Source organism: Viscerimonas tarda, from assembly GCF_054601255.1.
Map to the genome: position 1 here is coordinate 22,422 of NZ_BAAHWV010000005.1, position 20,730 is coordinate 43,151.

Annotated in this window: 19 protein-coding genes and 1 pseudogene; 8 read left to right on the plus strand and 12 right to left on the minus strand. The window is 43.8% G+C overall.

From position 1 onward, the window contains the following. Positions 1–30: 30 nt before the first annotated feature. The 7 genes from ACYPWY_RS03155 to ACYPWY_RS03185 form a co-directional block, all read right to left on the minus strand. Positions 31–570: a hypothetical protein gene (locus ACYPWY_RS03155; RefSeq protein ID WP_459683983.1), complete on the minus strand. Its 540-nt coding sequence runs from the start codon at positions 568–570 to the stop codon at positions 31–33. A 218-nt stretch (positions 571–788) separates the two neighbouring features. After that, a complete protein-coding gene (mnmC2, locus tag ACYPWY_RS03160; RefSeq protein ID WP_459683984.1) occupies positions 789–1,463 on the minus strand; it encodes a tRNA (5-methylaminomethyl-2-thiouridine)(34)-methyltransferase MnmC2 in 675 nt (224 codons plus the stop codon). Further along, the gene (ispF, locus tag ACYPWY_RS03165) at positions 1,460–1,939 is read right to left on the minus strand and encodes a 2-C-methyl-D-erythritol 2,4-cyclodiphosphate synthase (RefSeq protein WP_459683985.1); all 480 of its coding nucleotides are present in this window, start codon (positions 1,937–1,939) and stop codon (positions 1,460–1,462) included. Before ispF ends, mnmC2 begins: the two co-directional genes overlap by 4 nt. 209 nt (positions 1,940–2,148) lie before the next feature. Next, a complete protein-coding gene (gene porV, locus ACYPWY_RS03170; RefSeq protein ID WP_459683986.1) occupies positions 2,149–3,330 on the minus strand; it encodes a type IX secretion system outer membrane channel protein PorV in 1,182 nt (393 codons plus the stop codon). Between the two features lie 54 nt (positions 3,331–3,384). Further along, positions 3,385–6,849 carry a type IX secretion system sortase PorU gene (gene porU, locus ACYPWY_RS03175; RefSeq protein WP_459683987.1) on the minus strand — a complete coding sequence of 1,155 codons (3,465 nt, stop codon included), beginning with the start codon at positions 6,847–6,849 and terminating at the stop codon, positions 3,385–3,387. Between the two features lie 94 nt (positions 6,850–6,943). Next, positions 6,944–10,384, minus strand: coding sequence for a type IX secretion system sortase PorU (gene porU / locus ACYPWY_RS03180; protein WP_459683988.1), 3,441 nt, complete (start codon positions 10,382–10,384; stop codon positions 6,944–6,946). 47 nt (positions 10,385–10,431) lie between these two features. Next, positions 10,432–11,055, minus strand: a complete 624-nt coding sequence (locus ACYPWY_RS03185; RefSeq protein ID WP_459683989.1) for a fumarylacetoacetate hydrolase family protein — start codon at positions 11,053–11,055, stop codon at positions 10,432–10,434. A 161-nt stretch (positions 11,056–11,216) separates the two neighbouring features. Between ACYPWY_RS03185 and ACYPWY_RS03190 the strand changes: the two are divergent. The 7 genes and pseudogenes from ACYPWY_RS03190 to ACYPWY_RS03220 all read left to right on the plus strand — a co-directional run. Next, positions 11,217–11,591, plus strand: a pseudogene (locus ACYPWY_RS03190) (BRO family protein); the annotation flags it as partial. Positions 11,592–11,768: 177 nt separating this feature from the next. Continuing rightward, complete coding sequence (gene pyrE, locus ACYPWY_RS03195; RefSeq protein WP_459683990.1) at positions 11,769–12,398, plus strand: orotate phosphoribosyltransferase; 630 nt, start codon at positions 11,769–11,771, stop codon at positions 12,396–12,398. 161 nt (positions 12,399–12,559) lie between these two features. Further along, positions 12,560–12,991 carry an SRPBCC family protein gene (locus ACYPWY_RS03200; protein WP_459683991.1) on the plus strand — a complete coding sequence of 144 codons (432 nt, stop codon included), beginning with the start codon at positions 12,560–12,562 and terminating at the stop codon, positions 12,989–12,991. A gap of 15 nt (positions 12,992–13,006) precedes the next feature. Beyond that, positions 13,007–14,344: an argininosuccinate lyase gene (gene argH / locus ACYPWY_RS03205; RefSeq protein WP_459683992.1), complete on the plus strand. Its 1,338-nt coding sequence runs from the start codon at positions 13,007–13,009 to the stop codon at positions 14,342–14,344. A gap of 24 nt (positions 14,345–14,368) precedes the next feature. Then, on the plus strand, positions 14,369–14,818 hold the full coding sequence (locus ACYPWY_RS03210) for a hypothetical protein (protein WP_459683993.1): 450 nt from the start codon (positions 14,369–14,371) through the stop codon (positions 14,816–14,818). Positions 14,819–14,925: 107 nt separating this feature from the next. Continuing rightward, positions 14,926–16,146, plus strand: a complete 1,221-nt coding sequence (gene serB / locus ACYPWY_RS03215) for a phosphoserine phosphatase SerB (RefSeq protein ID WP_459683994.1) — start codon at positions 14,926–14,928, stop codon at positions 16,144–16,146. A 52-nt stretch (positions 16,147–16,198) separates the two neighbouring features. Then, positions 16,199–16,321: a hypothetical protein gene (locus ACYPWY_RS03220; RefSeq protein ID WP_459683995.1), complete on the plus strand. Its 123-nt coding sequence runs from the start codon at positions 16,199–16,201 to the stop codon at positions 16,319–16,321. A gap of 37 nt (positions 16,322–16,358) precedes the next feature. On the opposite strand, the gene ACYPWY_RS03225 is transcribed toward ACYPWY_RS03220, so the two are convergent. Genes ACYPWY_RS03225 through ACYPWY_RS03235 form a run of 3 tightly spaced genes read right to left on the minus strand, consistent with a single transcriptional unit; the run spans position 16,359 to position 17,884 of the window. Continuing rightward, on the minus strand, positions 16,359–17,501 hold the full coding sequence (locus tag ACYPWY_RS03225) for a hypothetical protein (protein WP_459683996.1): 1,143 nt from the start codon (positions 17,499–17,501) through the stop codon (positions 16,359–16,361). 41 nt (positions 17,502–17,542) lie between these two features. Next, complete coding sequence (locus ACYPWY_RS03230) at positions 17,543–17,752, minus strand: hypothetical protein (protein WP_459683997.1); 210 nt, start codon at positions 17,750–17,752, stop codon at positions 17,543–17,545. 3 nt (positions 17,753–17,755) lie between these two features. Further along, entirely contained in the window at positions 17,756–17,884 is a 129-nt protein-coding gene (locus ACYPWY_RS03235; protein WP_459683998.1) for a hypothetical protein, read from the minus strand. Between the two features lie 111 nt (positions 17,885–17,995). Here ACYPWY_RS03235 and ACYPWY_RS03240 point away from each other — a divergent pair, with 111 nt between their 5' ends. Beyond that, positions 17,996–18,901: a glycosyltransferase family protein gene (locus ACYPWY_RS03240; protein ID WP_459683999.1), complete on the plus strand. Its 906-nt coding sequence runs from the start codon at positions 17,996–17,998 to the stop codon at positions 18,899–18,901. Positions 18,902–18,985: 84 nt separating this feature from the next. On the opposite strand, the gene hisG is transcribed toward ACYPWY_RS03240, so the two are convergent. Both hisG and proC read right to left on the minus strand, forming a co-directional pair. Continuing rightward, a complete protein-coding gene (gene hisG / locus ACYPWY_RS03245; RefSeq protein WP_459684000.1) occupies positions 18,986–19,840 on the minus strand; it encodes an ATP phosphoribosyltransferase in 855 nt (284 codons plus the stop codon). Between the two features lie 58 nt (positions 19,841–19,898). After that, on the minus strand, positions 19,899–20,681 hold the full coding sequence (gene proC, locus ACYPWY_RS03250; protein ID WP_459684001.1) for a pyrroline-5-carboxylate reductase: 783 nt from the start codon (positions 20,679–20,681) through the stop codon (positions 19,899–19,901). Positions 20,682–20,730 lie beyond the last annotated feature (49 nt).

The window sequence follows — 20,730 nt, forward strand, 5'->3', positions numbered from 1 at the left end:
CTTTGTCAGGAGATTGGCATATTAGTCTCATTATTCACATTTGAATCCTTTATCTATCAATCGGTTTAGTTCATTTATTTCATCCTTGTACTGGCTGCGCAATCCGCAATCGATTAATTCGGCCAGTGGGTATTTATCCGTAATCTTCGACAGCATTTCCTGCATTGAGGGGGCTTCTTTTAGCTGACTGTATTCTTCGTAGGTATATTTCAGGAAAACGGTATTTTCGTTAATACCTCTGTTATCCAGCAAATAACCATTTTTTAATGGGCTTGGTTTCGCCAGCTTACCGTTGTAGTAAATATCCGATGGGGCTGGGTAGGAGACGATTGTTGTTTTACTCCCATCCATAATTACGGGCACATTGTTGGTGTAATCTTTGACCGTTTTGTAAACTATGGCTTGAGGACCTGCGGCAAACGACCTGCCGGAGTTAGCCACGGGCGTTTTGTCTTTTCGCAGGGGCACAGTTATTCCTTCGGGTTGTTCCGTTTTTTCCGGTGTTAGCTTGCCACCCGAGCAGGACAATAACAGGATGGACGCGACAATTAATAAAGCCTTTGACTTCATTTTACTTTTTGATAAGGTGTAAACAATTGTTGTACAATGCCGATGCACGTGCAATAATAGTGAAATAAAAGCGAACTTACAATAAAAATCGGGGAAAAGTTAGGGCAAACGCATGAAAATGCTTGTAGAGTATAGCCGTTATTAAAGGCTTTCAGCCTTAACCTTACGGACTTTTTTTCATGCGTTTGCCCTGGGGAAAAAGCGCCTGTCTCTGACAATTATATCTTCGAGGCCCTCAACATTTCTCTTTTTCCGGGAGGGCCGGGCAGCCTTTCTACCACAAAACCAGCTGTTTGCAACATCCTGCGGACAACGCCTTTGGCACAATAGGTAACAAGCAAGCCTCCGCTATTGGTGTGTTTGTGGAGGTAATCGAAAATAGCCTGCGTCCACATTTCCGGCTGTTTATCGGGTGAAAAAGCATCGTAGTAAACCAAATCGAAAGTCTCATCTTCGGTTAGTCCGGCGAAGTCGTTTATATCGGCCAGTATTTTTTTCAGGCAGAAATGCGGTTCGATAAAAACAGCCTTATTCCAGTCTGCTGCATGTATTTTGTCGAATAAACCGGCGTTCCCTGCCGAATGGATGAATGGATAATTGAGTTGTTTGATCAGGTCGGCCTCAAGCGGATAGAGTTCAAAGGCGGTGTATGAGATTTTTTTAGCCAATCGACCGGCATACAAAGCAGTAAGATAGGCATTTAATCCGGCGCCGAAGCCGACTTCGAGAACAGCTGTTTTTTCGAGGGAAAGTTGCTGTAGTCCGGCATTTATAAAAACCTGAGTCGATTCTTGTATAGCGCCGTTCACCGAGTGGTAATGCTCGTCTATACCGGGAATATAGAGCGTATGCGAACCGTCAGCCGTACAGGTTATATGCCTGTCGGTGTTCATGCTTTTTCGATTAAAGCTACTGCATAAGCCGCAAATCCTTCTTCCTTGCCCACAAAACCCATCTTCTCGGAAGTTGTTGCTTTTATGGATATATCGCCTGCATCAATGTGCAGTATTTTGGCCATCACTTTTTGCATTTCGGGAATATGCGGGTTTATTTTGGGTCTTTCGGCGCATATTGTCGCATCAATATTGCCGATTGTGTAACCCTCTTTGCTTACGATGTCGCAGGTTTTGGCCAGTAATATTTTGCTGTCGATATTTTTGTATTCACCGGCATTGTCGGGAAAATGAAAGCCGATGTCGCGCATGTTTGCCGCACCCAGAATGGCATCGCAAATGGCATGTATCAACACATCGGCATCCGAATGCCCGAGCAGCCCCCTGTCGTGAGGTATTTTTATACCGCCCAGCCACAACTCCCGCTCTTCCGACAAGCGATGTACATCGTATCCAAAACCTACACGGATTTTCATAATTTTACAATTTAGAATAATGTGAATAATGAGGCTAATTAGTTTTGTTAGGAGATTGCGGGTCGGAGCCCGGAATGACAAAATATTTAATGTACTAATTGGCGCAAAGCGACAAAAAAATCTGTCATTGCGGGTTCCGACCCGCAATCTCCTAACTTGTTATTCCTATTATTCTCATTGGCACATTATTCACATTATTCCCATTGTGTTTATCTAAACAGATTCTTCAGCCCTTCCATCTCGAAGCCAATAGAGAACCTGATGGTTTGGTCTAATGGGTTTTGAGCGGCTGTGGCCACCAGGTAAGAGGCATCTATCTGAAAAACATTCATTTTAAGTCCTGCTCCGAAAGAGAAATACTTGCGGTTTCCCTTCATTTCGCTTTCGTTGAAGTAGCCGCCACGTATCGAGAACTGGTTGTTGTAGGTATATTCCATACCTGCCGACCACATAATTTCTTTTACTTCTTCGCTAATTCCGCCGGGGGCATCGCCAAAGGACTTGAATATTCCGCTGATGGCCGAGCTTTCGCGGTATTCTTCTTGTCTTTTATCAAAGGCGCTGCGTTCTTCGCCGTCTTCCATTATGGGCGGGGTGGGCACCAAGAGTTTGCTTACGTCAAGATTAAAAGCCAGCGTGTTATAATCGTCCAAGGGATAAGTTAACGAGCCTCCCAGCCGCAAGGTTGTCGGCAAAAACTGGCTGTATTCTCCGCCATCCTGCGATATTTTTGAGCCGATGTTGGAAATATTGAACCCTAAGCCCAATAAACTTTCAACCTCTCCAACCATCACATACGATTCGTTGTACCCCGAAATATCGGCTGCATAAGCATTTCCGGGACTTTGCGATGTTTCGTCCGATCCGGTGGTGTAATCTGTCCGTATATACCGGAGGGCGACGCTTCCGGCGAATGTTTCCGATAATTTGCGGGAGTAAGCTACGTCAATGGCCATTTCCATCGGACGAACGTTTCGCAGGAAATCGCCATCAAAGGTAGTTACCGGAACATCTCCCAACGAAAAATAGCGTATCGAACCGCTCACTGCCTGATCTTGTTCTTCGCCAAACTTGTAGAATCCCGAAACATAAATCAGCGCAATGTCGTTTACCAACTTCCTTAACCAAGGCGTATAAGACAATCCCACACCGGCGTTACTTCCTACAAAGGCATACTTTGCCGGATTCCAGTGTTGCGAATAAACATCGGGAAGCGTAGCGGTACCAATATCGCCCATCCCACCACCACGGGCTTCGGGAGCGATTGTTAAAGAAGGCGCCCCTGTAAATATGGGATTAAAATCCTTGTTGCTCTCTATCTGAGAGATAGCATAGGATGATAGCGCTATAAATATACTTAGTATGAAAAACCGTTTATTGATTGTCCTCATTATTCAAAATCTGATTAATAAATATCTGTTCTTATAAACTCTGTAAGCTCTTTTTTATTGTCCGAGAACGATTAATTTTTCGGATTTATAGCTTCTTACTTTCCCGTTCACACTCACGCTCATCCGGCATATATACATACCCGGTTGCAATCGGCGACCATTGGATGCCGTCAAATCCCACTGATAACCGTAACCGCTTGTATAATCCACGGCGCCTGTTTCTTCGTGGCTCCATTGCAAGGCTCCGGTTAAGGAGTAAACTTCGTATTTAACTACCACATTCGAGCCCGACAAGTCGGAATAGAAGACAAAGCTGGTTGATTCTTTTGCCGGATTTCCTTGTATCTCGAACTTGAAGATGGTTGGTTTATAGTCTATTACCGATTCAAATTCAACACTTGCCGTAGATGAGTTGTTGAACACATCCCAAACCCTGAATTGCAGCGTATGCTTGCCTTCCGTCAGATCGGGAATCATAAAGTTGATGCTTCCCAAAGCGCCTGTTTCACCGGCATTCAGTTCCTTGCCCGAGAAGGCGGATGACAGGTTGTACGATTTCAGACCGTCTATTATAACCGATATATTGTGTCCGATGGCGTTTGAGAGGTTAATGCCGGTATCATCGTATATTTCGGCATAGAACATCGGCGTCATATTCACTTTATCGCCCGATTGGAAATCGGCCTTGTTCAGGTAGAGCTGACGTATCACCGGTGAATTTTTTTCATCAGCGCCGTTAAACCGGCCTCCAACCGTGTAATTGAGGAACGAACCCTGGGCTTCTTTTCCGCTGTTGCCGGAAGCATAAAAGCTCATTTTGCCCGAGCCATTGGTGTATAGAATATCAATAGGCGTAACAAAATCAATGGAAAACTCGCCATTGGTGATAGGTGTATTGCCCGAAAAGATGGTATTTACAAAGTCTTTGTAGGCTACGGATACATCATCCGATTCGCTCGCCAGTTTATTTCCGCGTGTTTTCAGGTCCAGTTCGCTGTCGAATATCACGGCATCCAGTTTGCCGGTGAAATCGGTTACAACTTCGCCTTCCGTGTTCACAATCACGCCCTGTATTTTATTCTTGGCCAAAGCCTGTATTCGGATGTTATTGCCGGAAGCATCCTGACCGTTCACTTCGTCTATTCTTACGCGGTATTCATCTCCCGGATAAGACAATCGCAGCGCCGGGTCGCCCAGTAATACAAACTTCAGTTTATTTTCTCCAATTCCCCCTCCGGGCAATTCTATTTTAGCGCTACGCAAAATATCGCCTAAACGCACGGGCTTGTTGTTTTTCTTTTCAAAAATATGGTTGAGTACGCTCCTGTTCAACCGTTCGTTGTAGTCGGAATAAACAACGCGCGTAGTCGAAATCAAAGCGATGGCTCCACCTTTCGGATTCAGAAAAGCGGCTTCACCGGAGGATGTGGTATAATCGTCGAACCGGCTGTAATCGCAGGTGGCCGTAATCCAAAGCGGCAAATGTTTATTGCTCAGATTTTGAACATCTTCCAAATTCAATATGTATTCGTGTGTCCAAGACCTCGGCGAACCATGACCAACGTAGTTCAGCATCAGTAATCCCGAATTGAGTTTGTTCATCAATTCTTTGGATGCATCGGGATACCTCGCGCCATTGGATGTGATAATCCTTTCGTAACTGTCCTGATAGATTTTGTTTACAACAAATTCGGGGTTTTCCCTTTTAATGGTCTCCGCAAATCTATCCGATTGTGTACAATGTACTGTCTCATTGGAGATTGTACCTCCCGAAATAGCATCATCGGCATAAAAGGCAATGTTGTTTTTCCAAAGGCCCCTGTCTTTATTTTCGATGTAGCTTTTTATTTTATCTACTGCATTACGCGCTTCTATTTCCGAGCGCACGGGCAGTCGTCCGATGCCTATGTCCAATACGCCGCTGCTTAGCGCCGCTGCGGTTTGCACTTCATTGTCATCCAAAAATCCGATGTAGTCGTCGGTTACCAGCGAAGCGCTTTCGGTTAATGAATTGGCTGTTTGATAGGTCAGCAGCAATGACTTTTTTTGCGATTCGCTCCAAGGGTTTTCCAGAAAACGGTTGTCGTAAGTCCCATTTCCGAATAGCATCAGGTACTGGGGAGCGGTATTCTTGTCCCGGTCGTAAAACATTTTAAGAAATCGCCGGTAAGCCGTTACATCCGGTTTGCCGGACGAAAACTCGTTGTATATATCTTCGGGAGTAACAATCAGCGATTCCAGGCCTGAGTCATCGTAGTGAATTCCGGCCAGTTGTTCGGCGTATTTTTTCAGGAATGGCCTCACAATAATCACCATTTCTTTGGGTTCCAGCGAATGCAGGTTCTGATTTTCCACTTTTCCGACAAGGCTGGGGGTAGGTATGTCGCTCGAACTGGTATTCACCAGCGCATATTCCCTGATACTGGCGTTCGATGCCGTGAAAGTCATTTCCGAGCCTGACAGGTTGGCGTTGATTTTTTGCGGATTCGCCGCTTGGGTTACATCAAACAGCAGCACTTTATCGGAGGCTTCCGCTATTTTAAAGCCTAGCTGCGAATTCAGCGCCTTGCTTCGGAAGAGTGTTACGCCCCCGTAAGGTTTCAGGTAGCGTTCGTATTCCAGTTTCAGGTAATTCAGATAAACAAACTTATCGCTGAGGTTTCCTACTGTATAAGTGAGGTTTATGACGCCGTTCCCGGTCAGGTTCCTGATGGTAACCGTATCGTTGATTTCATCGGATATGCCACCGCCGAAAGGAACCTTATTTTGTTTAAGATTGACGTTGTTGTACTTTATATCGAGGTAGGCTTTGACAGCGCTTCCCGATAACTTTGAGATAAAATTGTAGCGGAGCGTGGCCGGTGCGGGTGCAATGCCTTGCAGCTTCACATCGAAATTCTGCGATTTGAGCGCTAGAAAGTTTTCCCCGTAATATTCACGACCTGTTTTTTCGATGTTAACCAGTTCTTTTTCGTGCAGATAGTAATCCGTAAAAGTAGATACCGTAACCGCTGCCGTGCCGGTTGGCGTGGCTTCGGTCATTAACAAGGGACCCTCTTCCGATTCGGTTATAAAATAATAAGACTCGGATGAATACGGATTTTGTGTTCGTTCAAATTCCTTCCTGCTCTGATTGTATGTCCATTTGAGGTCTCCCTTTGCATAAAACAGAATATAGTCCCCCTGTCCGAAATCGGCTCTGGGTTTGCTCATCCATATAGCCACCTGGGGCAGGTCGTCGGTGTAAGGCAAGGTGAAATCTTCATCCAGTACCCAACCGCCGTAACCATGCACCTGCACGTTTTTGGGTTCGGATATGCCCATGTTTTTCAAATCGGAATAGCTCAACTTGTATATTCCGGTAGAACCTACTTTCACTTTCATCCAATTCCCGCTCGAGAGAACCGAGTTTTGAGCATAGCGGTCTCCGTTCGATTGCGCCCTTGCCGGTTTGGGTATAAACAGCAGCAATGCAACCAGAAAGAGGAAGAACTTATTGTTTGACAAACATTGTCTCATATAATATAGCTTCATTATAATTTGATACAACAAGAGTTTGATTGGGAAAATTTCGCAGTCCTAACCTGTTCCTATAAACTCTATAACCCTCTTTTTATTGTTCGAGAACAACTAATTTTTCAGATTCAGAGGCTCTTACTTTCCCATTCACACTTACGCTCATCCGGCATATATACACACCCGGCTGCAACTTGGAAGCATCAGATGCCGTCAAATCGTACTGATAATGGTAGCCCTCCGAATAATCTATAACGCCTGCTTCTTCGTGGCTCCATTGCAATGCGCCGGTCGATGAATACACTTCGTATTTAAGATCGACATTGGAGTCCGTCAGGTCGGAATAGAAGATAAATCCGGTAGCTGTTTCCGCCGGATTTCCTTGTATCTTGAATTTGAACAGCCTGGGTTTCTGTTCTGCGACCGATTCAAATTCAATAGTCTCTGTTGTCGAATTATTAAATACGTCCCAAGCCTTGAATTGCAGTGTATGCTTGCCTTCCGTCAGGTCGGGAATCGTAAAACTGACGCTTCCCAAAGCGCCTGTTTCTCCGGCAGCCGGTTCTTTGCTCACGAAGCCGGACGAGAGGTTGTACGATTTCAGACCGTCAATGGTAAGCGATATATTGTGCCCGATGGCGTTTGAGAGGTTAATGCCGGTATCATCGTATATTTCGGCATAAAACACCGGCGACATACCGACTTTATCGCCCGGTTGAAAATCGTCTTTATTCAAATATAGCTGTCTTATCACCGGCGAATTCGTTTCTTCGGTTCCGTTAAACCTGCCTCCAACCTTGTAATTGAGGAAGGATCCCTGCGCTTCTTTTCCGTTGTTGCCGGAAGCATAAAAACTCATTTTGCCCGAACCGCTGGTATATAGAATATCAATGGGCGTAACAAAATCAATGGTGAATGCCCCGTTGGTAATGGGTGTACTACCCGAATAAATGGTATTGGGATAGTCTTTGTAGGTGATGGACATATCAGCCGTTACAGTCGCCAGTTTATTTCCGCGCGTTTTCAGTTCCAGTTCGTTGTCGAATATCACTGCATCCAGGTTGCCCGTAAAATCGGTTACAACTTCATCATTTGAGTTCACAATCACGCCTTTTATTCTGTTACTGGCCAGCGCCTGTATCTTGATGTTGGCATCGGAAGCGTTCAGCCCATTCACTTCATCTATTCTTACGTGGTAGGCGTCTCCCGGGTACGACAATCGCAATGCGGGGTCGCCTAATAAGGTGAATTTGAGTTTGTTTTGTTGGCTGCCCAAGTCTATTTTAGCGCTACGCAAAATGTCGCCCAAACGCAACGGCTTGTTGTTTTTCTTTTCAAAAATATGATTCAGTACGCTTCTGTCCAGCATTTCGTTGAATACCGACAACACAATGCGCGTTGTTGAAATCAAGGCGATGGCTCCACCGTTCGGATTCAGGAAAGCCATTTCTCCGGCAGATGTTACGTAGTCATCGAAGCGGCTAAAATCGCAGGTGGCTGTAATCCAAAGCGGCAAGCGCTTGTTGTTCATTTTTTGAACATCCTCAAAAGTCAGTACAAATTCGTGTGTCCAATCTCTTGTGGAACCGTGTCCAACGTAGTTCATCACCAGCAATCCCGAATTTAGTTTGTTCTTAAATTCTTTGGTTGCATCGGGGCACCTCGCACCGGCAGGTGTTGCCACCCGTTCGTAATTGTCCTGATATATTTTGTTTACAATAAACTCGGGGTATTTTCCTTTGATAGTTTCCGCAAATCCGTCCGATTGCGCACAGTGAAAGCTCTCATTCGATACTGTTCCTGCAATCAGGTCATCGGCATAGAATGCAATGTTGTTTTTCCAAAGGCCTTTGTCCTTATTTTCGATGTAGTTTTTTATTTTATTAACAGCATTGCGTGCTTCGGTTTCCGATTGCACGGGCAACCGTCCGATTCCTATATCCAACACACTGTTGTTTATAGATACGATTCCCGCTTCGTTATTGTCTAAAAATCCGATATAATCGTCGGTTACCAACGAGCTTTCTTCGGTTAAGGAATTAACCGTTTGATAGGTCAGCAACATGGTCTTCTTCTGCAATTCGCTCCAGGGATTTCCCAAAAAACGGTTGTCGTAGGCGCCGTCTCCAAAGAGCAAGAGGTATTGTGGCGCAGTACTTTTATTCCGGTCGTAAAACATTTTAAGAAATCGCCGGTAGGCCGTTACATCCGGCTTTCCGGACGAAAATTCGTTGTATATATCTTCGGATGTAACAATTATTGATTCCATGCCCGATTCGTCGTTGTGAATCTGAGCCAATTGTCCGGCATAATTTTTTAAGTAAGCGCTCACAATGATGACCATTTCTTTGGGAGCCAGCGAATGCAAATTCTGATTCTCTACCTGTCCGACAAGGCTAGGGCTAGGGATGTCGCTCGAATTGGTATCGACCAAAGCATATTCTCTAATAGCGCTGTTGGAGGCCGTGAATGACATTTCCGAGCCCGATAAACTGGCGTTGATTTTTTGCGGAATCTCCGGTTTAGTTACGTCAAACAACAGCATTTTATCGGAAGCTCCCGCTATTTTAAAGCCGAGCTGCGAATTGAGGACTTTACTTCGGAAAAGTGTTACGCTTCCATAAGGTTTCAGGTAGCGTTCGTATTCCAGTCTCAGATAGTTCAGGTGAACGTGGCTGTCGCCTCCTCCGGCTGTATAAGTAAGGTTTAATGTAGCATTCCCGGCCAGATTCTTTATTACAAGCGTATCGTTGATTTCGTCGGCCTTGTTGGCGCTACTGAACGGAAGCTTGCTTTTTTTGAGGGGAACATTGTTGTAGGTTAAATTAAGGTAGGCATTGTAGGTTGCTGCCGGCGCCTTTGCAATAAAACTATACCGGAGTATGGCCGGTGCGGACGTAGCGCCCTGCAATACCCAATCGAAATTCTGCGACTTGGTACTCAGGAAGTCTTCGCCGTAAAATTCACGACCGGTTTTTTCTATGTTGATTAGTTCTTTCTCGTGTAAATAGTAATCCGAGAAAGTAGATACCGTAACTGCTGCCGTACCGGTTGGCGTAGCTTCGGTCATCAACAGGGGGCCGTCTTCCGATTCGGTTATAAAATAGTAGGAATCTGACGAATAGGGATTTTGTGTATGTACAAATTCTTTTTTACTCTGGTCATACGCCCATTTGATGTCTCCTTTTGCATAAAACAGAATATAGTCTCCCTCTCCAAACTCGGATCGGGGTTTACTCATCCATATAGCCACCTGAGGCAGGTCGTCGATGTATGGCTGGGTGAAATCTTCATCCAGTATCCAACCGCCGTAGCCATATACCTGCACATTTTTTGGCTCGGATATGCCCATGTTTATCAGGTCGGAATAGCTCAGTTTGTATATTCCGGTAGAACCTACTTTCACCTTCATCCAGTTTCCGCTTGAGAGAACGGAATTTTGAGTGTAATTGCCGCCGTTCGATTGCGCTCTTGCCTGCTTCGGTATAAATAGCAACAATGCAACCAGAATCAGAGGTAAAGCTACTTGTTGTTTCATCGCGTAAAATGTCATATCCGTTCTGTAATGTATTGTGTATATCTACTTTATCGTATAAAAAAGTCTAATAATTTCCGCCCTTCAATAAAACCTTCCAAATGGTCGCCCGCCTCAACCCTGCCAACGCCTGCCGGAGTTCCCGTGTATATCAGGTCGCCGATTTTCAAGGTGAAAAAATGGCTGGCAAAGGCTATTATTTTGTCTATCGAATGCGTCATTTCTGCCGTATTGGTATTTTGGACGCGTACCCCGTTTTTCATTAACGAAAAATTGAGAGAATTGGGTTCTTTCCGAAACGTATCTTTCGGGATAAATGTACCCAATGCCGCAGAGTTGTCGAATCCTTTCGATAATTCCCAAGGCCATCCATTCTCTTTCAGTCTGCTTTGTAAATCGCGCGCCGTAAAATCTATGCCTACCGTAATTTCATCGTAATAACGCTGAGCAAAACGTTCGGCGATATTTTTCCCCAAGCGGTTTATTTTTATAACCAATTCTGTTTCGTAATGTATTTCGTTCGAAAAATCCGGTATATAAAAAGGCTTTCCATCTTTTAATAAGGCCGAATCGGGTTTCAGAAACAAAACAGGGTCGCCATCCTTATCGGATAACGGGCTGTTCATCTCTTTATTATGCGCCTGGTAATTTAATCCTACACAAATAATTTTCATTCATCAGTTTCTAAAAACTTTTCCAATACAAATATAAGCATATAGTTTGAGATTGAAAATATATTTATTCGGGAAGTTACAGATTTTGTTCATAACATGGTTGCAGAATTGCTGTGTAGCAAAGCAGTTTTTGTTAAATTTGCAGGATAATTGAATATGATATGAAATCAACGGAAATAAACACATTATTTGGAAAATTTGAACAAGCCTCTTCGGAATACGAAGGCGTAGAATGTTGGAGTGCAAGAGAATTGCAAGCTTTATTGGGCTATACGAAGTGGGAAAATTTCTCCAAAGTAATAGACAAAGCTAAAGAATCTTGCGTAAATGCAGGGCAGGAAATATCCGATCACTTTCCTGATGTCGGGAAGGTGATAGAAGCGGGTAAAGGCGCTCAACATCTGATAGATGACATACTTCTCACACGTTATGCCTGCTACTTGATTGCACAAAATGGCGATAGTAAAAAAGAACAAATAGCTTTTGCCCAGAGTTATTTTGCTGTGCAAACAAGGCGTGCAGAAATTATTGAAAAGTAGAACGTAGAATGAAAAGCGAAGAAAATAAAGGATTAAAAAACAAAAGAAAATGACAAAAGCCGGAATAATAGGCCAATTGGCATATTGGCACATTTATTTTTCAATTTCACTTTTCACTTTTCAGTTTATAACGTATCTTTGTAGCCAACTCAGAAATATATAAAACAGGATATTATGAACTCTTTAGAAAAACTAACAGCAGATAAACTACTAAGAATCAGAGCTATTAAATTGCAACCATCCAATCCTTTCACCTGGGCTTCGGGCTGGAAGTCGCCGATATATTGCGATAACAGGAAGTTGTTGTCGTACCCAACAATCCGTAATTTCGTAAAAATAGAATTAAGCCGGTTGATTTTGGAGCATTTTGGCGAAGCGGATGCCGTGGCCGGAGTGGCTACCGGAGCCATTGCGCCGGGCGCTATTGTAGCCGATGCATTGGGATTGCCGTTTGTGTATATACGGTCAACACCTAAAGACCATGGCTTGGAAAACCTGATAGAAGGAGATTTAAAGCCAAAGAGCAAAGTTGTTGTGATTGAAGACCTTGTGTCCACCGGTAGCAGCAGCCTGAAAGCCGTGGAAGCCATCCGTAACGATGGTTCGGAAGTGGTGGGAATGGCGGCGATATTCACCTACGGATTCCCCATAGCTGCCGAAAAGTTTGAGAAAGCAAAAGTGGCGCTTAAAACCTTGACCAATTACGATGCAGTTTTGCAGGAAGCTTTAAACATCGAATACATTGCCGAGGAAGATTTGTTAACCCTACAGGAATGGCGTAATTCGCCTGCTGATTGGAAATAAAATTTAAATAATGAGAATAATGTGCCAATGAGAATAATATGCCAATTGGCGCGAAGCGAGAATAAAAAATACTGTCATTGCGGGCTTCGACCCGCAATCTCCTAATTATTCGCATTGGCACATTATTCATATTAGTCTAATTATTCACATTAGCTTTAATCATGACCGAATTTGTTAGCGAAATAAAAACCATACCCCATACCAATTCCGATGTATATCAGGTATTGTCCGACCTGCGGAATCTGGATAAGATTAAGGACAAGATACCACAGGACCAAATCAAGGATTTTTCGTACGATCAGGATTCCTGTTCCGTATCGGTTGACCCTGTTGGAAGCATTAAGTTCAACATTGTCAGCCGCGAACCTCATTCAACCATCAAGTTTGAAGCCGAACAGGTTCCGTTTGCCCTCAATCTGTGGATTCAGTTGAAACACGTAACAGCAGGCGAAACGAAAATGAAGTTGACCGTCAAGGCCGATTTGAATGTTTTCCTTAAACCGATGGTCTCCAAACCCTTGCAACAGGCTGTGGATAGAATTGCGGATATAATTGCATCAATACCTTACGATAAAGCGCTTGACGAAAAATAAGCCCCACATACAGATATGAAACTTTGGGAAAAAAATATACAGGTCAATAAAGACATCGAAAAATTTACTGTCGGACGCGACCGTGAGATGGACATATACTTGGCAAAGCACGATGTGCTGGGATCCATGGCGCATATCATCATGCTGGAGTCGATAGGGTTATTGACAAAAGACGAGTTGAAACTGTTGTATGCCGAACTTCAAGCTATCTACAAGTTGGTTGTGGAAGGCCGGTTTGTGATAGAAGAAGGCATTGAAGATGTACACTCGCAGGTTGAGTTACTGCTGACCCGGAAACTGGGCGATGTAGGCAAAAAAATACACAGCGGACGGTCGAGAAACGATCAGGTTTTGCTGGATTTGAAGTTGTTTACGCGCGAGCAAATTCACGTGCTGCTTCAATCGGTATCGGAACTGGTGGATATTTTGCTGTCTCAGAGCGAACGTTACAAACAGGTCTTAATGCCCGGCTACACGCATTTGCAAATAGCCATGCCATCGTCGTTTGGCTTGTGGTTTGGCGCTTATGCCGAAAGTTTGGTTGACGATTTGCAACTGCTTTTGGCGGCCTATAAAATATGCAACCGCAATCCCTTGGGCTCGGCTGCCGGATACGGCTCTTCGTTTCCCTTAAACCGCCAGACGACGACCGATTTGCTTGGCTTCGACAGCCTCGACTACAACGTAGTGTATGCGCAAATGGGACGCGGAAAAATGGAAAAAACCGTATCGTTTGCCATTGCAAGCATTGCAGCTACCTTGTCAAAACTGGCTTATGACGCCTGTTTATTCAATAGCCAGAACTTCGGATTTATTAAGCTTCCCGATGAATACACTACCGGGTCGAGCATTATGCCTCACAAAAAAAATCCTGATGTATTTGAACTCACGCGGGCAAAGTGCAACAAGTTGCAGGGCTTACCTGTTGAAATCACCTTAATTGTAAACAATCTGCCATCGGGCTATTTCCGCGATTTACAGATTGTTAAGGAGCTGTTTCTGCCTTCGTTCGAGGAACTCAACGATTGCATAACAATGGCCGGAAGAATGATGAACAGCATTCAGGTGAACGAAAACATCCTGAAAGACGATAAATACCTTTACATATTCAGCGTGGAGGAAGTCAATAAGCTGGTACTGAACGGAATGCCTTTTCGAGATGCCTATAAAAAGGTGGGACTTGATATTGAAAACGGCCATTTTTCGCCCGACAAAACAGTCAGGCACACCCATCAGGGCAGTATCGGAAACTTATACAACGAGCAAATAAAGTTATTGAAACAACAGATTGAAGATCAATTTGATGTGCAGGTCGTTGAAGAAGCGGAAAGAAAGTTGTTATCGTTATTATAAACAGTATGCTATTAACAGAAGTATATGACTGTTTACCCAAAAATCCCGCAAGGACGGACAAGAGCGGAAATTCAGGTTCGCGAAAAATTTATCAAAGATTTTTACGCGCAGCGGAATGCCAAAAATCTCGAAAAACGTGTATATAATACTGATTTAGAAGCATTTATTTATGTCAAATTTTTATCAATTCAAGAAACGGCTGAAAAAGCAGCGAGAAGCTACAAATCGATACTCGCAGTTACTTACCTAACGGAGGTATTGGAACTTGCGGAAGTCAAAACCTACACAAAACCAAAAGAAGGAAATAAAAAGCAAAGTCGTTTTTCTGATATTATCATAATGCAACACAATAAAGCATCTTTTGGAGAAATAAAATTAACAATAGGGGTTCTACGCGGAAGCAGCGAAAGAATTCAGTATTGCATAACTGCAATAGAAAAAACGACTGTACAACCCGCAACAAACACGCAATAGTTATACAATCGTTATATTTCCGGTGGCGAAGATACAAGATATTTTTTGAACCACAAAATATTTGCCTCGAAAATTATTACATTTATCAAACATTCTAATATAAAAATATGGAATCAACTGAAATAATATTAGTAAACTTGTCAGGAGAAGATAAACCCGGTGTAACGACAGCTTTAACAGGGATTTTAGCGAAATACGATGCCAATATACTGGATATTGGACAGGCTAATATTCACCATTCTTTATCGCTGGCAATTTTGATTGAAGCAAAAATATCGACATCGGGAGATATACTCAAAGAGTTGCTCTTCAAGACAACAGAACTGGGGCTGATTATTCGATTCACCCCGCTTAGCAAAGCCGAATACTCGGATTGGGTGAACAAGCAAGGAAAAAACCGCTACATCGTAACAATGCTTGGCCGTGAACTCAAACCGGCTCAGATAGCCCTTGTTACGGATGCCCTGTTTGAAAATAAATTCAATATAGAAAGCATTACCCGCCTGACCGGACGCATACCTCTTGACGAGTGTTCGCGTGCAAAGCGTTCCTGCATCGAACTGTCGGTGAGGGGAGTTGTTGATGTAGAAGCGGTGCGTAAGACGCTTATGGATCTTTCGTCCAAACACTCAATTGACATTGCCTTTCAGGAAGAAAGCATGTATCGCCGGATGCGCCGGGTGATATGTTTCGATATGGACTCGACCCTTATCCAGACAGAAGTAATTGACGAACTGGCCGAAAGGGCCGGGGTAGGCAACCAAGTGAAAGCAATTACCGAATCGGCCATGAGAGGCGAGATTGATTTTTCCGAAAGTTTCAAGAAACGGGTTGGTTTACTGAAAGGTTTGGATGAATCGGTACTGAAAGAAATAGCCGAAAATCTGCCGATAACGGAAGGGATGGTCAGGTTGATTCGCATATTGAAGAAGAGTGGCTATAAAATTGCCATCCTGTCGGGGGGATTCACTTACTTCGGTAATCACCTGAAAGAAAAATATGGCTTCGATTATGTTTATGCCAACGAGCTGGAAATAGTTGACGGCAAACTTACCGGAAATTATGTGGGCGATATTGTCGATGGTAAACGGAAAGCCGAGTTGCTGAGATTAATAGCACAGGTCGAAAAAGCAGATATACGCCAAACCGTAGCCGTAGGAGATGGAGCCAACGATTTGCCCATGCTGGCAGCAGCAGGCCTCGGAATAGCCTTCCATGCCAAACCCAAAGTAAAGGCAAACGCCAAACAATCGCTATCGACAGTAGGTCTCGACGGCATATTGTACTTCCTTGGCTATAAGGATTCTATGTTGGATGCCGATCATTGAGCGTTTAAAGGGTAGGGCAAACACATGAAAAAATTTAGCGCTACTATTACGGATGAGATTCCTCCCTTTGGTCGGAATGACTCGCCTATTGGCGCTTCCTCATCCCCTCTCCCAAAAAGGAGACAGTCATTCCGACCAAAGGGAGGAATCTCTTGCTCATAGTTTCATGCTTTAGCCATGGTTTAAAGGGGAACATACCCTCCGGTATGTTCCTATATTAATCCTTTTGCCATATCAATAATCTGGGGGACATTTCTTGATGGTTGCGCTACGTTGAGAATGTATTGCACATAAAATCCGCGAATATACCCTTTGCGCAATTCAACATAGTCGTTGGGTGCATTTTCTCCGATAGCTATCTTTTTAATATCGACGTTATTCGATTTTATAACGCCAGCTTGTATTTTACTTACGAAGCCGGTTTCGGCGATATAATCGGTTGGCGCGGCTTTGTATTGGTTTGCAATAGCCGTCCATTCGGACGAACTAAGGTTATTGGCCTTAATATAAAGTTTATAACCCAATTCTTCGTCTCTCAGTTTGCGGCACCAACGCACATTTTGCAGGTGCCACAGTTTTCCGCCACTGGTATCAACATAATCGTGAATGGTAACACTACCGTCGGAGGCAGCCCACTTTGTTGTCATGATAAAAATATAGAAATCGCCTTTTTTATTTTGAAATGTAGGGCAATCATTTTCTCCAAAGCAAGTACCCCATTCGTCGGCTGCATGGTGTCTTGCTCCTCCCGGCATGGCATTAAAGCCGTATTTATTGGTGTTAAGCCGACTGATCCAGTAGGTTCCGGGTACGGGTATTGCTGCCGGATTTTCGTATGGCTTGCAGGTTAAAGCAATGCGCACGGCATATTCCGAAGCATCGCCACACATGGCGAATAATTGCCTGAAGTCGGCCTTGGACGCAAATTTCCACTCCGACCGGTTATCGCTATCCAAATATAATTTGCGTTCTTTTCCTTCATAAAAGTAGCCGAATCTATTCAAATGGTCGATGTAAGCCTGACTGTAATACTGGCCGAAATATTTATTGAAATCATCTATATTCACCTGAAAGTCATTCGGATTAAGCCTGTATTCCGTTAATACTTTGTTAAGTTGTGCACGCGTTACCTCTGTTTCGGTAAAATGATTGAAATTCCGGTTCATCCACAGGTATTCGCCTATTTTCACGGCTTCGTAATGTACTGTATCGGCATCGGCTGTTGTGATGTCCTTGTAATACAATGGAATTTTTGTTTCAACAATGTTCTGTGGCGAATCGTCATTATCACGGCAGGATGACAAAATCAGAGACGCAAAAAAACAGCACAAAAATATATAGCTTAACTTTTTCATAATAGTGATGTTAGGTTTATAAATTGCTCTCGGTGGCGAAGTTAACATATAATAACGGATTTGGCAATAAAAAAATAAACTTTTGATTCGATTAAATCATTTTTTTTTAGCAATACAAACGCATGAACAATTTTACTGCTTATGCCTTTCGGTAAAAAGTTGCTGATATGAGCAGGAGATTCCTCCCTTTGGTCGGAATGACGGTCTCCTTTTGGGGAGAGGGGAGTAGGAAGTGGCGGCTTCGCCGCCACTTCCTACTCCTTTAAAGCGCCAATAGGCGAGTCATTCCGACCAAAGGGAGGAATCTCATCCGTAACAGTGGCTCTAACATTTTTCATGCGTTTGCCCTGTTTTTTAGACAAAAGTTGAATATTCTTTCTCAAAATTCGGTTCTTTTACGATTGTTGAAAAAAAAATAAAAATCTCTTGAAAGGTTCTTTATAAAAAATTTACCTTTGCAGTTTATTTGAAAATTTAAAATTGAAGTAATAGAGATGAAACCAACGCTTTTTGTATTAGCAGCAGGAATGGGAAGCCGTTATGGCGGCCTGAAACAGCTGGATGGACTTGGTCCAAATGGGGAAACAATCATGGATTATTCGATTTATGACGCTCTTAGGGGTGGATTTGGGAAAGTTGTATTTGTGATACGGGAATCTTTTGATAAGGAGTTCCGCGAGAAAATCATATCAAAATACGAAAATCATGTTCCCGTAGAGGTGGTATATCAGGAGCTGCACTATTTGCCGGATGGCTTCAGCCTGCATCCCGACAGGGTTAAGCCTTGGGGTACAAATCATGCCGTGCTGATGGGTAAGGACGTGATTAAAGAACCGTTTGCCGTGATAAATGCGGACGATTTCTACGGAAGAGAAAGTTTTGCCATCATAGCCGATTTCCTGAAAGAGATCGAAGGCAAGAAAAATCATTATTGCATGGTTGGTTACAGGTTGAAGAATACGCTTTCGGAAAGCGGATCGGTAGCCCGTGGCGTATGCCAGGCAAACAAAGAAGGCTTTCTGGAAAGCGTTGTCGAACGCACACACATCGAAAGAGTAGATGGCGTAATTAAATACAAAGATGCCGAAAATTATTGGTACGAACTGCCCGAAAATGCACCCGTATCTATGAATATGTGGGGATTTACGCCCGATTATTTTAGCTATTCGGAAAACTATTTCATCAAGTTCCTCGAACTAAATCAACAGAACATCAAATCGGAATATTTCATTCCCCTGATGGTTGATCAGTTGATTTCCAACGGTACTGCCGATGTGAAGGTTCTGGATACGCCCTCGAAGTGGTTCGGAGTAACTTATGCCGAAGACCGTCCTACGGTAGTGGCCAAGTTGAAAGAATTGGCCGATAAGGGTGAATATCCTTCGCCATTGTGGAAATAAGATAAATTATAAAAATGTAGGGTCGCGGCGTGCCGCGACCATTTTTATTTTTGTCATTGCGGGCCCCGACCCGCAATCTCCTAACTACAGAATCATTTTCTCAATAGGCAAAACCAAAATGCCTTCGGCTCCCAGCGATTTGAGTTTGGAGATAATTTCCCAAAAGCGTTTTTCTTCTACTACTGATTGCACCGAGCACCATCCTTTGGTTGCCAAAGGGGTTATTGTCGGGCTGCGCATACCGGGAAGAATACCGGTTATCTCCTGCAATTTTTCCTCGGGGGCATTCAACAGGATGTATTTTTTGTCCTGCGCCGTTTGAACGGCTTCGATACGGAATATCAGTTCGTCAAGAATGGATTTCTTTTCGGCTGAAATAGAGGGGTTTGCAATCAGCAAGGCTTGCGATTGCATAACAACTTCCACTTCTTTCAGGCGATTGCTGACCAGTGTTCCTCCCGAGCTCACAATATCGAAAATAGCATCGGCAAGCCCTATACTCGGCGATATTTCGACCGAACCGGTTATGATATGTATGTCGGAATTGATATTTTTCGATTTCAGAAACTTGGTCAGTATGTGCGGATAGGAGGTGGCAATCTTCCGGTTGTTGAACCATTCCAGCCCATTGTATTCGTCGTCTTTGGGAATAGCCAGCGACAGACGGCATTTGCTGAAGCCCAGGTATTTGACTACATCGGCCTTTTCGTCTTTTTCCACAAATTCGTTTTCCCCAACGATGCCAATATCGGCTACGCCTGTCGCCACCGCCTGAGGTATATCGTCGTCGCGCAGGAAAAGAATTTCTACCGGAAAATCTTTTGCCGGAATAAGTAGCGTTCTTTTTTTGTTGTTTAGTTTAATCCCTGCTTCTGTCAGCAGTTCCATGGTTTCTTCAAATAAGCGACCTTTCGATTGTACTGCAATTCGTAAATTCATATATTTAATTTTAAAGCCCATTCCATGATCCCCCTGCGGGGGGCGGGGGGGCTGTTTTTTATTTCGGTGTACTGGCCTTCAGCCCCTTTATTATAGCCGATGTGAAGCCTGCATGTTCCATTTCGTTCAATCCTTTGATGGTTATTCCTCCGGCGGTGGTAACTTTGTCTATTTCCACTTCGGGGTGCGAGCCGTTTTCTTCCAGCAGTCCGATGGCTCCCTGCAAGGTTTGCATCACTATTTCCTTCGACTGATCGGGGTACAATCCCAGTTCGATACCGCCTTCCATGGCTGCCCGTATGTATCTGAAAGCGTAAGCTATTCCGCAGGATGCCAGCGATGTTGCTGCCGGTATAAGGTTTTCTTTAATAAGTTCTACTTTGCCCAGTTCGCGGAATATTTGCAGAACAATATCAACCTGTTCGGGGCTGGCGTTTACCGAAGTAACGAAAGTCATGCTTTGCTTGATGGCAATAGCCGTATTGGGCACCAGACGGAACAAGGGCGTTTTTTCATGCACCCATTCCTGCAAGTGCGCCAACGGAATGCCTGCGGCTATCGAAATAACGATTTGTTCAGGGCTCAGGTCTTTTTTTATCGACTCCAGAACCTCTTGCGCCAACCAGGGTTTAACCGCAACAAGCACAATGCCGGAAGTTTTTACCGAACTGTAATCGTTCACCACAGCCTGAATATCCTGATTGATGGTTTTTATCCGGTCGATTGTCAACTTGTTTAAATCAACCACGTGAATATCTTTTGCCGAAAAACTGCTGCTGGTCGCCAGTCCGAGCGCAATGGCCGAACCCATGTTTCCGCCGCCTATAATTGTTATTTTCATATTTTTTTTTGTTCTATTTGTTTTATCAGGCAACAAAGATATTATTTTT